Origin of the sequence: Yersinia canariae (assembly GCF_009831415.1) — a bacterium.
GTDB classification, from domain to species: domain Bacteria; phylum Pseudomonadota; class Gammaproteobacteria; order Enterobacterales; family Enterobacteriaceae; genus Yersinia; species Yersinia canariae.
Window position 1 is genome coordinate 2,434,606 of the sequence record NZ_CP043727.1, and the last position, 15,345, is coordinate 2,449,950.

A 15,345-nucleotide genomic window follows, 5' to 3' on the forward strand; every position below is an offset into this window, starting at 1 on the left:
TAATAGTGTTTTGCCGCTGGTACCCTCACCTCACTGAATCCGGTATAGTCGGGCGGTGTACAAATAATGGATTGATTCATGAAGCAACTTTTAGATTTTCTCCCTTTGGTCGTATTTTTCGTTTTCTACAAGATGTATGACATTTTTGTCGCATCAGGGGCATTGATTGTCGCCACGTTGTTGGCGCTGGCCTTTACTTGGGTCAAATACCGCAAGGTAGAAAAAATGACACTGGTCACCGCAGTTATGGTGCTGGTTTTCGGTACCTTGACGCTGGCATTCCACAGTGACTTATTTATAAAGTGGAAAGTGACTGTGCTGTATGTTTTGTTTGCCGTGGCCCTGCTGGTCAGCCAGTGGTTCATGAAAAAACCATTGATTCAGCGGATGCTTGGCAAAGAACTCACATTACCTGATGGTGTTTGGTCAACACTGAACATGTCTTGGGCCGTGTTCTTCCTGGTTTGCGGGTTACTCAATATCTATGTGGCATTTTGGTTACCGCAAGATATTTGGGTGAATTTCAAAGTGTTTGGTTTAACCGCGCTGACACTGGTGTTCACACTCATCAGCGGCGTTTATATTTACCGGCATATGCCCGAAGAACAGAAAAAGTCATAATTTTAAATAGTAGGCAGAGATGACCCAGGAACAAATATCGCAATCATTACCTAACGGTGAATTGGTACTTCGCACTCTTGCTATGCCGGCTGATACTAATGCCAACGGTGATATATTCGGCGGCTGGTTGATGTCACAAATGGATATTGGCGGCGCTATCCAAGCCAAAGAGATAGCCCAAGGCCGGGTAGTCACTGTGCGGGTTGATGGAATGACGTTCCTCAAGCCAGTGGCCGTTGGTGACGTAGTTTGCTGTTATGCGCGCTGTATTAAGACAGGCCGCAGCTCTATTACCATCAATATTGAAGTATGGGTAAAAAAGGTCTCTTCCGAACCTATTGGTCAGCGCTATAAGGCCACTGAAGCGGTATTCACCTATGTCGCCGTTGATGACATTGGTAAAGCCCGCGCCTTACCTGAAAGCAGTAGAAATTTCGAAGTTGGCGCTACGCAATAACTGCCTCGGTTATGATGTAAAAAGGGTCGCGATAAAAGCGACCCTTTCTTATTGGGGGATGATACTGAAGCAGAGCCTCAGCAACACGACCTTAATTCATTTCCGTCGTGCCACCAATCTTGAACACGATAGTTGTGACATAATCCTTGGCAGCAACGGCTTCAAAACGCCATTTACGCATCACCTGCTTCACTTCACGCTCAAAGGTATTGCGCGGTGTGGCTTCCAAAATTCGCACATTGGTCACGCGACCATCTTCGTCAATGTCGTATTGTACTTTAACCTGCCCTTCAACCCCCAGCGCCAAGGCCCTTGCCGGATAAGTCGGTTTCATCTTGCTCAGTGCTTTTGGTCCGCTAGACGTTGACGCGCCCGGAACAGAGGCCTTAGGTGCTGATTTTACCGGAGCATTAGTCGAAACCAGTGCTGGCTCATCGGATTTAAACGGCTTGTCATCCGGCGGCGCAACCGTCTTCTTAACATCCGGCTTCTTCACTTCCGGCTTTTTGACTTCTTTTTTCACCGGCTTGGGTTTCGGCTTGGGTTTCACCGGCTCAGGAATCGGTACTGGTACCGGCTCGGGCAGCACTTCAGGTTCTGGCGGTGCCTCTTCAACAGCTTCAGGCTCTGGCTCCGGTTCGGCCTGCGGCTCCGCCGCCGCTGGCTGTGGTGCCGCGAAGGTATCGATATTCACCATGGTAACAGCCAGCGGCGCATCCTCTATCTCTGGCTGTATATTCATTTGCTCTACGGAGACGTACAGCAATGCGGCAATGACGCTGCCATGTATACCTACTGAAAATGCGAGCGGCCATGTTAGCCGTCGACCCAAGAAAAATTTATTTAGCTGCATAATAATTCAGTGTCCTCTGATGCAGCTAAGTTTAAATGCAAATAGCAATCATATTCAATAAGCAACTGCAAACTATCTCAATGATAAGTCTTAAACGATGCTTTAAACGGCAATATCCACGTAATAACACTTTCTGTTTACGCCCAGTTATCATTTTATTTCATTACCAATTAGCGGTGTATTCGCCCGATAATCGCCGATCTTGCTATTTCCACACTTTATTGAATTTATGGGGGGAACATGCTGTTATAGAACACCGAATACAAATCATCATATTGAAGAATATATCCTAACTAATTCGAGTAGCTGGCAGGCGGCAACTGAGCGAGTCTCCAGGCGCATACACTGTCAGTCACTGGGGCTGTTGGCCCGCACATGCAGCTTGAAGTATGAAGTATGAAGTATGAAGGGTATGAATATTTTAAAGGTGAAACATGCTGTATGTAATCTTTGCAACTGATGTTCCTGATTCACTTGAGAAACGCTTATCTGTGCGCCCTGCACATCTGGCACGCTTACAAGCATTACAAGATCAAGGCCGTTTATTGACCGCTGGCCCCAACCCCGCCATTGACAGCGCTGATCCCGGCTCCTCTGGGTTCACCGGCTCAACCGTAATCGCGGAGTTTACTTCCCAACAAGAGGCCGAAGCTTGGGCAGAACAAGACCCTTATATTGCCGCAGGGGTGTACCAATCGGTCATTGTAAAACCCTATAAACGCGTATTTTGAGTCACCCGTTGTTTAGGCGCCGCGCGACCATCGCGGCTGCCAACTAAAAGAAGCAACCTCACCGGGCATCTGTCCATGGCTGCTGCGCTATTACATGTCTTTAATCATCTTTACTTATAATTACTAATAATTAATGTCTAATCAGTTATCGATTATATATCGAGACGATAAGCCATTTTATTAAATGCGGAGATGAAGACTATGCAGTGTCCAGTATGCAAAGATACCCAACTGGTTATGTCTGAACGTAAAAGCATTGAGATTGATTATTGCCCAAACTGCCGTGGTGTTTGGCTTGATCGTGGGGAACTCGATAAAATCATTGAAAAATCAGCTGAAAGTGCGCCAGCGGCGACCTCTTATTCTGAACCCAGAAGCAATGATCGCGAGCGCGAACGTGATAGCCACGGATATTCAAAGCCTAAGCACTACAAGAAAAAAAGTTTTCTATCAGAATTATTTGACTAGCCCTATCAGTAACACTCTGACGCAAACCAAAACCATACGCCTGCAGCCAGGCGTATTTTGATTTAACCGAAATCAGCTAGACTTTGTAGTGTTTCAGCCAATGCTCTTCACAGGCGTCTACCGCTTTATCCAACATATGCGCCGGTGATTTTAGTATCATATGGTCTTTTCTGACCCAAACAGGGTAAGTATGTTTGCCAGCAGCAATGACTTGTTCAGAATAAATAGCCGCGTGATATATCAGCTCAGATTCTTCACAATAAATCTCATATTTATACAGTGCAGTGCTGGTTTTCAAATCCCCGAAGAATACTGTTTTAGCTAATTTATATTGAGACATTAACTATAGCCTTTGCTGGAATAGGGGTTACATCATCCACTGAACAGCATCATTTAACTGTGATATTCACAGCAAAAAGTTGGTCTAACTTGATGTCCTATCGGCAAAATTTGATTTTTCTCGCAGTCCGCTCTGTGCGCCTGAAAATATAATCACCTTATATTAAAATGATCATACTGCAGAGGAAGTTGGCCCACCGCCTCCAATGCGCAGGAGTTGAATAAGTAACCTTGCATGGCATCAACCCCTATATCGGCAAGTTGGCTAAACTGCAAATGAGTTTCGACGCCTTCAATAACAACATGCGGGCAATAGTCACGCAATCGTGTTATCAGGTTATGAAACGTGACACTACCGCCCCACTGCCAATAAAAATTTTTATCAATTTTTACACATTCAAAGAAGCCGCTGGCTGCCGCAGCAATATGAGCATTACCGCTGCCAAAATCATCCAACCATAAGGTATATCGTTTAGCCAGCTTACTTAATAATGCATTCGCAACACCGCCATTGAGGTTAGGGAAGCTCTCCATTATTTCTAGCCGGATAAAAGGCATTGAGTCCAATAACGAGATAAGATTATCGTCACTCAACACCGCATGTGTCATATCAAAATCTATATTAATTGAGAGCATTACTTGGTGTTCATTAAACCACTGTTGAACATTTTTTACTTCAGATAATTGGGTGTGCAACAATTTGACTTTCATCTGAGCATTAAGTTGATGCAAGAAGCGCTCAGTACAAATAGGCGTTTTAAATGACGTTGTTGTGAACCGACTCAATAACTCTACTGCAAGTAACTTACCGTCACGTTTGTAAACAGGCTCACAGATAAAAGTGCAATCGACTGCAATGTTTAGTCTGCTATTCACAGTAAAATCCTTTTATTTGGTTAGGGTAGCAGTATTGATCAATTGATAAAATTGATCAATTTTTTATTATTGATCACTAAAAACGATTGGTTATATTGACATAAAAAAATGGAATACAGAACAACTCATTGATAGATAAGAAAGTATCAGGTAAACATGATGATTATCATGTTTATTATTTCATAATCATTTGTTTCGCAGCGGGATGGCCGCCTCGAACAATCCAACAGTAACACCCCTGAAACTGAACGATTAGAACGAAGCGACCGAATATATAGGGTAGCGCGATCTCATTCTGATGTGAAATAAACAGGGAAAAGAGTATTTTGCACCTTTCATTATTAATAGGGACATCAGAATTATCGCATTTTGCTAATTTAGGATAGGTGTAATTTTTCTGCGAAAAAAAGTGTAATTTGAAGTGGAAAATATTATTCAAAAATGTCTAATCGACATCACTATTTTAGCAATCTGACGTGAAACATCCGAGTTAAGCAATGTTTTGAGTAAGAGACTTTGAGGGAGGAAATTAATAATCGACTTATCTTCGTGATGACAAAAACAAAAACAGCCTCATAAAGAGACTGTTTTCATTACCCTCACAGTGAACTACCACTCATAAGCCACAGTGAACAATAACGCCCTGCGATGTTGATGCTCGCGGAGTTGTCGGACACAATAGATATGGCGATAACGCCGTGATTGACCTTCAAGCCAGCGATTTCTTCGACGCTGGTTTTGCCGTAACATACGCCAACGGCCGACCTCATTCTTACTCCGTCTCATGAAGCTATTCTTCCAAGGCTGAGAACCCATCTATTATAAACTTTTCATCTCTTGAGCCAAGCCGCCATCGGGCAAAAACGCATGTTTAGCCTGAAATAGTATTGCTGGGGTTATGGAAAAAACAGAGAACGCCAACTATATATGTATATTCGTCCTTGCAAGTCCTTTAGCTTAAAAGACTTTATCCAGTAATATATCCGATTAAAGGTTTCGCCTTTGCCATACTGTGCGTACACTCTTTAGTGACCGTTTGTGAACAGGATTTCCGCCCTTATGACAACATTTTATACCGTAATCAGTTGGCTCTCAGTTTTTGGCTATTGGTTGCTTATTGCCGGGGTCACGCTGCGTATTCTAATGAAACGCAGAGCCGTTCCTTCGGCCATGGCATGGCTGCTTGTTATTTATATTCTGCCATTGGTGGGAATAATTGCTTATCTCTCATTCGGCGAACTTCATCTCGGTAAACGCCGCGCTGAGCGAGCAAAAGCCATGTGGCCGTCTACCGCCCGCTGGCTCAGTGAATTGAAAGACTGCCAACATATTTTTGCCAGCTCAAATAGCGAAGTGGCGACCCCATTATTCCAATTATGCGAACGTCGCCAAGGCATCAGCGGCGTAAAAGGCAATCAATTACAGCTGTTAACTACCACCGATGACACACTGAAAGCATTAGTCCGCGATATCGAATTAGCTCGCCATAATATCGAGATGGTGTTTTATATCTGGCAACCGGGCGGGTTGGTTGATCAAGTGGCTGAGTCACTGATGGCCGCAGCAAGACGCGGTGTCCATTGCCGATTAATGTTAGATTCGGCCGGTAGCCAGCAATTCTTCCGCACCCCCTATCCTGCCATGATGCGTAATGCAGGAATTGAAGTTGTCGAAGCCCTCAAAGTTAATGTCTTCCGGGTATTTTTGCGCCGTATGGATTTGCGCCAACACCGTAAAGTTGTATTGATTGATAACTATGTTGCCTACACCGGCAGCATGAATATGGTTGACCCCCGTTTCTTCAAACAAGACGCCGGTGTTGGTCAATGGATTGATATGATGGCGCGCATGGAAGGCCCAGTGGCAACCACCATTGGTATTGTGTATGCCTGTGACTGGGAAATTGAGACGGGCAAACGCATCCTGCCACCGCCACCAGACAGCCATATCATGCCCTTCGAAGAAGAAAGCGGCCATACAATCCAGGTTATAGCTTCTGGCCCTGGCTTCCCTGAAGAAATGATCCATCAGGCATTATTGACCGCAGTCTATGCCGCACGTAAACAATTGACCATGACCACGCCTTATCTCGTACCCAGTGATGATTTGCTGCATGCTATTTGTACCGCAGCACAGCGCGGGGTTGAAGTCAGTATTATCGTTCCACGAGACAATGACTCGATGATGGTTCGCTGGGCCAGCCGCGCATTCTTCGCGGAATTACTTGAAGCTGGGGTTAAAATTTATCAGTTTGAAGGTGGGTTACTGCACAGTAAGAGCGTCTTGGTCGATGGGCAATTAAGTTTGGTGGGAACAGTAAACCTGGATATGCGCAGCTTATGGCTGAATTTTGAAATCACACTGGTGATTGACGATGATGGTTTTGGCGCAGATTTAGCACAAGTCCAAGATGATTATATTGCTCGCTCCGTATTATTAGATGGCGAACAGTGGAATAAGCGCCCGCTCTGGCATCGTGTAACGGAAAGATTATTCTACTTTTTCAGCCCATTCCTGTAATCAATAGGAACTAACAGTCATCCAATTGTAGATTCTCTGAGTTATCGGTTTTCAATAGCATATTAATTGTAAAAGCTGCATAGAGAATGTTTTAATAAGCACAGTCTATAAATGATAGACCCTGAATAATTCGAGTGGCAGAAAAGCAGCAAGTGCTGGCCCGTAAGAGCCTCTGATGAGGCTCAAAACCCCAATGAGTTGACGCAACTCAATGATTCGGGTGACAAATCTGCCGGGGCAGCTAACAGATGCAGCTTGGAGTATGACGGGGATAAATAGGAATCTGCAAATGGATCAAAGTATAATGGATCTTAATAACCGCCTGACTGAAGATGAAACACTGGAACAGGCATACGATATTTTTCTGGAACTGGCGGGTGATAACCTCGACCCAGCAGATATTTTATTGTTTAACCTTCAGTTTGAAGAACGTGGTGGTGCGGAGTTGTTTGATCCCGCTGAAGATTGGCAAGAACATGTCGATTTTGATGTGAATCCGGACTTTTTCGCCGAAGTTGTCATTGGTCTGGCTGACAGTGACGGTGAGGAAATCAATGATATTTTTGCTCGTGTTCTGCTGTGCCGTGAAAAAGATCATAAACTTTGCCATATATTGTGGAAAGAGTAACAAACATCCTGCTCACTGCTCAGGTATTAGCTATTTATCAAATTGATGTTTATAGCTAATACGACCGGGCTATATCATAAAAAATCCCCGCTTATTCATTTGGCGGGGATTTTTTTATTAGGCTATTAATCTCTGAATGACGGCATCATAACGGGTCAACTTTCAAACAAGAGACCGCGTGGCGGAAACTTCCTTCCAACAATGGGCGGGTTTTTGCGCACTCAGGCCCGGCGATGGGGCAACGAGTCCGAAACACGCAACCTGATGGCGGGTTAATAGGTGACGGCAATTCGCCCTCTAATAACTGAATAACTTTCGCCCTTTCTTTGTCTGGATCAGGGATAGGAACAGCCGACATCAATGCTTTGGTGTAAGGGTGCTGGGGATTATGATAAACCTCATCATAGGTACCCAGCTCAACGGCATGACCCAGATACATCACCAATACTCGGTCAGAAATATGTTTTACCACCGCCAAATCATGCGCAATGAAAATCAGTGATAGCCCCATCTCGCGCTGTAACTGCTGCAACAGATTCACAACCTGGGCCTGAATTGACACATCAAGCGCGGATACCGGCTCATCGCAAATGACCAGTTTCGGCTCAAGGATCAACGCGCGAGCAATACCAATTCGTTGGCACTGCCCCCCTGAGAATTCGTGCGGGTAACGGTTGATTAAGTTAGGCAGTAAACCCACCTTCAGCATCATGGCTTTAACTTTATCTTTGATTTCTTGACGTGGCATTTTCGGATGATATGTCCGCAATGGCTCAGCAATGATTTCGCCAATAGTCATCCGCGGATTTAATGATGCCAGCGGATCCTGGAATATCATCTGGATATCACTGCGAGTCTCACGCCACTGCGCATCACTCATGTTAAGTAAATCTTTACCTAACCACGCCACACTGCCGCTAGTGGCTTTCACCAAACCAATAATGGCGCGGGCAAATGTTGATTTACCACAACCGGACTCGCCCACCACCCCTAGGGTTTCACCTTCATACAGGCGCAAAGTGACGCCATCAACAGCTTTCAGTGTTTTGGCGGGTTGCCAGAACCACTGTTTGCCGTCCTGAATATTAAAATGTACTTTCAGGTCAGCCACTTCCAACAATACTTTTTTCTCTGTCATGGCATTCATACTAATTCCCCTACTGGCTTATAGCAGGCACGCAAACGGCCATCACCAAAATGCTCTAATGCTGGAGCCGTGGAGCAGCGGTCTATGGCATATTGGCAGCGCGGCTGGAACGGACACCCTTTCGGCAAGCGCAGTAAATTGGGCGGATTACCCGGAATAGTCATGAGAGATTCGCCTTCAGCATCGAGGCGAGGAACTGCATTCAGTAGACCAATAGAATAAGGGTGGCTTGGGTGATAAAACACATCACGCGCCTGACCATATTCCATCGTCCGCCCTGCATACATCACCAAAACTTTATTACAAATCCCGGCAACAACCCCCAGGTCATGGGTAATCATGATGATTGCCGTATTAAACTCATTCTTAAGTTCATTCAGCAAAGTCATGATTTGCGCCTGAACGGTAACATCTAATGCGGTCGTAGGTTCATCAGCAATTAACAATTTAGGCCGGCACAATAACGCCATTGCTATCATGACCCGCTGACGCATTCCCCCTGAAAATTCATGAGGATACATACGCATGCGCTTACGCGCTTCTGGCATTTTTACCGCATCAAGCATGCGAATTGACTCTTCGAATGCCTCACTCTTGCTCATCTTTTTGTGCAGTTGCAGCACTTCCATTAGCTGCTCACCCACACGCATATAAGGGTTAAGTGAGGTCATGGGGTCTTGGAAGATCATCGAGATCTCTTCAGCCCGTAAGCGGTTCAATTGCTTCTCTGGTAAGTTCAGGATTTCACGGCCATTAAATTTTGCCGAGCCACCAATGCGGCCATTGCTGGCCAGCAACCCCATCAAAGCGAATGCCGTTTGGGATTTGCCCGAGCCAGATTCACCGACAATACCGAGCGTTTCACCTGCGCGTAGGTCAAAGTTAAGGGCATTTACGGCAGTAACATCGCCATCTGGCGTCCCGAATGTAACGGTCAAGTCTTTGACATCCAACAGGACATCTTGCTGAACAGCAGACTGATTATCAATAGTCGTCATAATGCTACTCCTCAGCGGTCTTTCGGATCGAGGGCATCACGCAAGCCATCGCCGATAAAGTTGAAACAAAACAGGGTTACCACCAGGAAACCAGCAGGAAACATCAATAACCAAGGAGAAACTTCCATTGAATTGGCACCATCACTGAGTAACGCGCCCCAGCTGCTCAGCGGTTCTTGCGTCCCAAGCCCCAAGAAGCTCAAGAATGATTCAAACAAAATCATGCTGGGAACTAATAAAGAGGCGTAGACCACGACCACACCCAAGACATTGGGCACAATATGGCGCAATACAATATTGCGTGTGGAAACTCCGCCCACCAGCGCAGCTTCGATGAATTCTTTGCGTTTCAGACTCAGCGTTTGCCCGCGCACAATACGCGCCATATCCAACCAGGACACCATCCCGATGGCGACAAATATCAGCAGAATATTCTGGCCAAAGAAAGTCACCAGCAAAATGACGAAAAACATGAAAGGGAATGAGTTAAGAATCTCCAGCAAGCGCATCATCAGTGAGTCAACTTTCCCCCCCAGATAACCGGATAGCGAGCCGTATAATGTGCCGACAACCACAGCAACCAATGCGGCAGCAACACCCACCATCAATGAAATCCGTCCACCAATGGCAACACGAACCAACAGGTCTCGGCCCGAGGAATCGGTACCAAAATAGTGCCCGGATTCCATATCAGGTGCGGCTGACATCATGCCCCAATCAGTATCTGAATAGGAGAACTCAGCTAACATCGGGGCAAAAATAACAAATAAGGTAATAAACATCAGGATCACCAAACTGGTGATTGCCGCGCGGTTATGAATAAAGCGCCGGCGAGCATCCTGCCAAAGACTGCGCCCTTCCACTTCCAGTTTCTCACTGAAAACTTCCAGAGCTTCGCTATTTTTCTTGCTCAACATAATTGGCGTGCTCCAGTGCTAGTAACGGATTTTCGGATCGATAACGGCATACAGCACGTCAACAATCGCATTGAATAAAATGGTTAATGCGCCGACCAAAATGGTCAAACTCAGGACCAAAGAGTAATCGCGATTTAACGCTCCGTTGACGAACAACTGGCCAATACCCGGCAAACCAAAGATAGTTTCAATAACCATTGAGCCGGTGATAATGCCCACAAATGCAGGCCCCATATAGGAGAGAACGGGTAATAATGCAGGTTTTAAAGCATGGCGTAATACAATAGTACGCAATGGCAAACCTTTAGCCCGTGCAGTTCTAATAAAGTTAGAATGGAGAACTTCTATCATTGAACCGCGGGTAATACGCGCGATACTGGCGATATAGGCCAATGACAGTGCCACCATAGGCAAAATAATATATTTCGGCGCTCCCCCGTTCCAACCGCCACCGGGTAACCATTTTAATATAATGGCAAAAACCAGCACTAATAGAGGGGCGACCACAAAGCTAGGGATAACTACCCCAGTCATAGCAAACCCCATAACTGTATAATCCCACTTAGTATTTTGATTTAGCGCCGCAATAACACCAGCACTAACCCCTAATACCACAGCGAGCAGAAATGCAGCGAGGCCCAGTTTTGCCGAAACAGGAAACGAGGCTGAAACTAACTCATTGACGGTGTAATCTTTATATTTGAATGAAGGCCCAAGATCACCCTGCGCCAGTTGACCCAAATAATTGAAATACTGCTTATAAACTGGGTCATTGAGGTGATATTTTGCCTCAATATTCGCCATCACTTCGGGTGGAAGATTGCGTTCGCCGGTAAATGGGCTGCCCGGGGCGAGACGCATCATAAAGAATGAAATAGTTATTAATATGAAAAGTGTCGGAATCGCTTCCAGACAGCGGCGTAGAATAAATTTTAACATTGCCTGTACCTTTAGCCTCTTACTGCGACTTTATATTTCAAAGCAATAAGGGCAGCCCACCAATTTAGCGGCTGCCCCTATTATATTAGTGCTTGATAATATAAAGATCTTTAACGTGCATATTATCCAGTGGATCTTTGCCGGTATAACCGCCGACATAAGGTTTCACTAAACGAGCATTCACGTAATAGAACAACGGCACAATAGCAGAGTCTTTGTCTAACAGGACTTCAGCTTGTTGGTACAAACCAGCACGCTCTTTCTCGGTTTTAACTTTCAGCGTATCTTGTATCAGCTTATCAAACGCCGGGCTCTTATAATGCACGGTGTTGTTGCTGCTGTCAGATAACATCATATTCAGGAAGGAAGACGGCTCGTTATAGTCAGCACACCAGCCCGCGCGGGCGACATCGAAAGTCCCTTGATGACGGGTATCAAGGAAGGTTTTCCATTCTTGGTTTTCCAACTTCACTTCAACACCCAGGTTTTTCTTCCAGATGGAAGCCGCCGCAATAGCCAGTTTCTTATGCAGGTCAGATGTGTTGTATAACAGATTGAATGTCAGTGGTTTATCTTTGGTGTAACCGGCTTCAGCCAGCAACTTTTTAGCCACTTCATTACGTTTTTCTTGTGTCCAACTGAACCACTCTGGTGGTGTCAATTCAGCACCGCTGGTGTATGGCGGGGTGAAACCATAAGCCGGTAAATCGCCTTGGTTTTTCACTTTGTTCACAATGATATCGCGATCCATACCCAACTTCAGGGCTTCACGAACTCGAGCATCGGTAAATGGTGCTTTTTGGTTATTAATCTCGTAGTAATAAGTACACAGATACGGGTCAACATGAACTTCTTGCGGGATATCTTTCTTCAGTTTCTGGAATAACTCAATCGGCATGTTGTTATATGTCATATCGATTTCACCGCTGCGATAGCGGTTAACATCCGTCACTTCAGAAGAAATTGGCAGATAAGTGACCTGATTAATGACGGTCTTGGCATTATCCCAATAAGTTGGGCTGCGTTCTAATACAATACGTTCGTTAACGATCCAGTCTTTCAACTTATAGGCACCGTTACCGACAAAGTTTTGTGGCTGAGTCCACTTATCACCAAACTTCTCAATGACAGTTTTATTCACCGGAGACATAGAAGGATGTGCCAGCAATTTATCCAAATAAGGAACGGGCTCACTCAGCGTGACTTCCAGAGTATGGTCATCCAGTGCTTTCACGCCTAAAGTATCGGGTGTTTTTTTAGCGGTTATAATATCGTCAATATTAGCAATATGCGCATATTGCACATAGCTTGCATAAGGCGAAACTGTTTTAGGATCAGCCAAACGTTGCCAACTATAAACAAAATCCTGGGCCGTTACAGGGTCACCATTTGACCATTTAGCGTCTTTACGCAGATGGAAAGTCCAAACTTTAAAATCTTTATTATCCCAGCTTTCTGCCACTCCCGGCAGGATCTTGCCGTTAGGATCGTTAATAACCAACCCTTCTAATAAATCGCGAGAAATATTTGATTCAGGCACGCCTTCAATTTTATGTGGGTCTAATGACTGAGGCTCAGAACCATTATTACGAACTAAAATTTGTTTTTCAGCCAGTTGTACGCCAGCAGGTACGTTAGCTGCAAAAGTATTTCCTACAGCCGTCATACCCAAGGCAGCCACAATACCTGCGGCCAGGAGACTTTTTTTCGTGATGTTGGTCATGCTTATATCCACTCCAGTTTTTATTATTGCTTCGCCCAGTGACTGAGCAAGCTTCACCTTTAAAAGGTATTTGTACATTACATTGCGCGGGGAACGAATCCGGCCATGTAATACCCTATATGTATTAGCATCTGACGAAATTTCGTACTGTGTTATACATCCCTAATACTCTGTTTATTTTCTTAAATACCTGATGACCCGACTTCATACTTTACGGCTAATCTTGAAGGAACGGCTGCCGCCATTGTTCCAACTGAAAGTGACAAACCCAGAAAAGTGCAAATTATTGCCAGTGGCCGTTGCTTAAACTTTATGTGCATTTCTAACCGCCCTTTTACGAGATTTGTGATGTTTTTCTCAAGGTTCTGCATCAATCTACCGCCAACAACGGCTAGCAATAATTATTCCAAAATAAAAATTACGATTCATTTTCATTGAAAAAACGAGAAATCTCTCATTACTGAGTTGTTCGAAAACTAACAGAACCGGAAATCTGACGCCAATAATTTTTACAGAAATGTTAAGCAATTCTCTTTTCCAATGAGTCATTCATACCAGTAACTGGCAAAGTCATTTACCACAAAAAGAGATAACATTATGAATTTATTGGATATGTTAACTTCTCATTTTAGCTTCACATCAAAAAATATGTTTAAAAACAGCAATAAGAAACATAAAGTTAACATTTTTACGGTTGCCAGAATAAACACCTACACATCGCAGTGTAATCACTAATAACATCTAGATAAATTCAGCACAAGCCCTACAGAATGATGTGAGCATTTTAACAACAAATCGCGTATTTAATTTAAGCTGAAAGTAATCAGACCATTTATTAAAGATAAACAAATAAGCCTTAAGCCAAATTATTTATTCGAAGTCACTATTAATGCAGCATTTGAGTGCAATAGATTAAAGTTCAAGCATTATTTGCACCAAAATAACGCTTAGAAACTTAAATATCATGCTAAAGATAAGAAAAAGGCCACCTGTAATAAACGGGTGGCCTCTCTACAATGATGAATGTCGAACTATGATGAGTTGTCTTACCTTGCTGTATTAAAGTAAGCCTGGGAAAATAGCCTTGATGCCGGTCACAATAAATTCAATACCCAATGCCATCAGCAATAAACCCATAATACGTGTAATAACGTTAATACCGGTTTGACCGAGTAATCGAACCAATAGCGGTGCCGCCCGGAACAATAACCAACAACAAAATGCAAAAAGAGCAATCGCGACAGTTAACCCCAGCAGGTTCTGCCAACTGTGGTAACGGGAACTCCAGACAATGGTTGAACTGATTGCCCCCGGCCCCGCCATCAATGGCAATGCCAATGGGACGACGCCAATACTTTCGCGTACCGCAGTTTCTGTTTTTTCCTGCTTGTTCTGCTTATCTTCACCCAATTTGCCACTGATCATCGACATGGCGATACTGACGACCAAGATCCCACCAGCAATACGGAATGAATCAATAGAAATACCAAATATTTTCAGGATGGCATCCCCGAGGAACAGAGAAATCCATAAAATAATTGCCACCGACAGGTTAGCTGTCAGGTTGGTTTTATTCCGCCCTGCCGCCGCCTGATAACTGGTCATACTAATAAATACCGGCAAAATACCCACCGGGTTAACCAGCGCAAATAAGCCAACAAAAAACTTGATGTAACCTGAAAGGTCCAACAGTGATTGACTCACACATCACTCCGCGAAATTGCTGATAAATACATCACAGATATCGGGTCATTATACCTAATGCCCGAGACAACACATCTTACGGCCAAAAATCAGAAAATTTGCAATGCAAATAATGATATCACCGCATGCCGTGGCTGATCTTGATAGTCAAATGACCCACTACAGTTCTTTCCACTAAAAATCCCCCTTAGGGAGGCTCCTGGGCAGATGTGCGCGCTAATGTAATAGAATTAGTCACAGGAATCCATGGAATAAACCAGCATTTATGATTAGTAAATTCTCACCGCGTAGAATAATGATTATTGTTAATAATCTGTGGTGTTAATGATGATTTAACGTCATGAATTATCACTTTATTCGCGTTAATGATAATTACTCTCAAGTAATAATTGCTGAATGGTGTCAGCTTGACGATTTTGTGATA

Annotated in this window: 16 protein-coding genes; 6 read left to right on the forward strand and 10 right to left on the reverse strand. The window is 44.3% G+C overall.

Features of this window, described 5'->3' with window-relative positions; translation table 11 throughout:
* The first annotated feature begins 78 nt into the window (after window positions 1-78).
* Both F0T03_RS11180 and yciA read left to right on the forward strand, forming a co-directional pair.
* Window positions 79-621 carry a septation protein A gene (locus F0T03_RS11180; RefSeq protein WP_145556346.1) on the forward strand — a complete coding sequence of 181 codons (543 nt, stop codon included), beginning with the start codon at window positions 79-81 and terminating at the stop codon, window positions 619-621.
* Window positions 622-640: 19 nt separating this feature from the next.
* Entirely contained in the window at window positions 641-1,078 is a 438-nt protein-coding gene (gene yciA / locus F0T03_RS11185; RefSeq protein WP_159678387.1) for an acyl-CoA thioester hydrolase YciA, read from the forward strand.
* 91 nt (window positions 1,079-1,169) lie between these two features.
* On the opposite strand, the gene tonB is transcribed toward yciA, so the two are convergent.
* On the reverse strand, window positions 1,170-1,931 hold the full coding sequence (gene tonB, locus F0T03_RS11190) for a TonB system transport protein TonB (protein WP_159678389.1): 762 nt from the start codon (window positions 1,929-1,931) through the stop codon (window positions 1,170-1,172).
* A 434-nt stretch (window positions 1,932-2,365) separates the two neighbouring features.
* On the opposite strand from tonB, the gene F0T03_RS11195 reads away from it, so the two are divergent.
* Window positions 2,366-2,662, forward strand: a complete 297-nt coding sequence (locus F0T03_RS11195) for a YciI family protein (protein ID WP_145556349.1) — start codon at window positions 2,366-2,368, stop codon at window positions 2,660-2,662.
* Window positions 2,663-2,863: 201 nt separating this feature from the next.
* Complete coding sequence (locus F0T03_RS11200) at window positions 2,864-3,130, forward strand: TFIIB-type zinc ribbon-containing protein (RefSeq protein WP_145556350.1); 267 nt, start codon at window positions 2,864-2,866, stop codon at window positions 3,128-3,130.
* A 76-nt stretch (window positions 3,131-3,206) separates the two neighbouring features.
* Here the strand turns inward: F0T03_RS11200 and F0T03_RS11205 are convergent, their stop codons facing one another.
* From F0T03_RS11205 to F0T03_RS11215, 3 genes are all read right to left on the reverse strand, one after another.
* Window positions 3,207-3,470: a hypothetical protein gene (locus tag F0T03_RS11205; RefSeq protein ID WP_145556351.1), complete on the reverse strand. Its 264-nt coding sequence runs from the start codon at window positions 3,468-3,470 to the stop codon at window positions 3,207-3,209.
* A gap of 152 nt (window positions 3,471-3,622) precedes the next feature.
* Entirely contained in the window at window positions 3,623-4,345 is a 723-nt protein-coding gene (locus F0T03_RS11210) for an EAL domain-containing protein (protein WP_145556352.1), read from the reverse strand.
* A gap of 609 nt (window positions 4,346-4,954) precedes the next feature.
* The gene (locus tag F0T03_RS11215; protein WP_145556353.1) at window positions 4,955-5,131 is read right to left on the reverse strand and encodes a YciY family protein; all 177 of its coding nucleotides are present in this window, start codon (window positions 5,129-5,131) and stop codon (window positions 4,955-4,957) included.
* A gap of 273 nt (window positions 5,132-5,404) precedes the next feature.
* Here F0T03_RS11215 and cls point away from each other — a divergent pair, with 273 nt between their 5' ends.
* Both cls and F0T03_RS11225 read left to right on the forward strand, forming a co-directional pair.
* A complete protein-coding gene (gene cls, locus F0T03_RS11220) occupies window positions 5,405-6,865 on the forward strand; it encodes a cardiolipin synthase (protein WP_145556354.1) in 1,461 nt (486 codons plus the stop codon).
* 304 nt (window positions 6,866-7,169) lie between these two features.
* Window positions 7,170-7,493 carry an HI1450 family dsDNA-mimic protein gene (locus F0T03_RS11225; RefSeq protein ID WP_145556364.1) on the forward strand — a complete coding sequence of 108 codons (324 nt, stop codon included), beginning with the start codon at window positions 7,170-7,172 and terminating at the stop codon, window positions 7,491-7,493.
* A 145-nt stretch (window positions 7,494-7,638) separates the two neighbouring features.
* On the opposite strand, the gene oppF is transcribed toward F0T03_RS11225, so the two are convergent.
* The 6 genes from oppF to F0T03_RS11255 form a co-directional block, all read right to left on the reverse strand.
* Window positions 7,639-8,640 carry a murein tripeptide/oligopeptide ABC transporter ATP binding protein OppF gene (gene oppF / locus F0T03_RS11230; RefSeq protein WP_145556355.1) on the reverse strand — a complete coding sequence of 334 codons (1,002 nt, stop codon included), beginning with the start codon at window positions 8,638-8,640 and terminating at the stop codon, window positions 7,639-7,641.
* On the reverse strand, window positions 8,637-9,638 hold the full coding sequence (gene oppD, locus F0T03_RS11235; protein ID WP_159678391.1) for an ABC transporter ATP-binding protein: 1,002 nt from the start codon (window positions 9,636-9,638) through the stop codon (window positions 8,637-8,639). Before oppD ends, oppF begins: the two co-directional genes overlap by 4 nt.
* 11 nt (window positions 9,639-9,649) lie before the next feature.
* Window positions 9,650-10,558 carry an oligopeptide ABC transporter permease OppC gene (gene oppC, locus F0T03_RS11240; RefSeq protein WP_162527032.1) on the reverse strand — a complete coding sequence of 303 codons (909 nt, stop codon included), beginning with the start codon at window positions 10,556-10,558 and terminating at the stop codon, window positions 9,650-9,652.
* 15 nt (window positions 10,559-10,573) lie between these two features.
* Window positions 10,574-11,494 (reverse strand): oligopeptide ABC transporter permease OppB, encoded by a 921-nt coding sequence (gene oppB, locus F0T03_RS11245; protein ID WP_145556358.1) that lies wholly within the window; start codon window positions 11,492-11,494, stop codon window positions 10,574-10,576.
* 85 nt (window positions 11,495-11,579) lie between these two features.
* On the reverse strand, window positions 11,580-13,217 hold the full coding sequence (oppA, locus tag F0T03_RS11250) for an oligopeptide ABC transporter substrate-binding protein OppA (RefSeq protein ID WP_159678393.1): 1,638 nt from the start codon (window positions 13,215-13,217) through the stop codon (window positions 11,580-11,582).
* 1,059 nt (window positions 13,218-14,276) lie between these two features.
* On the reverse strand, window positions 14,277-14,921 hold the full coding sequence (locus F0T03_RS11255) for a YchE family NAAT transporter (protein ID WP_050075548.1): 645 nt from the start codon (window positions 14,919-14,921) through the stop codon (window positions 14,277-14,279).
* Window positions 14,922-15,345 lie beyond the last annotated feature (424 nt).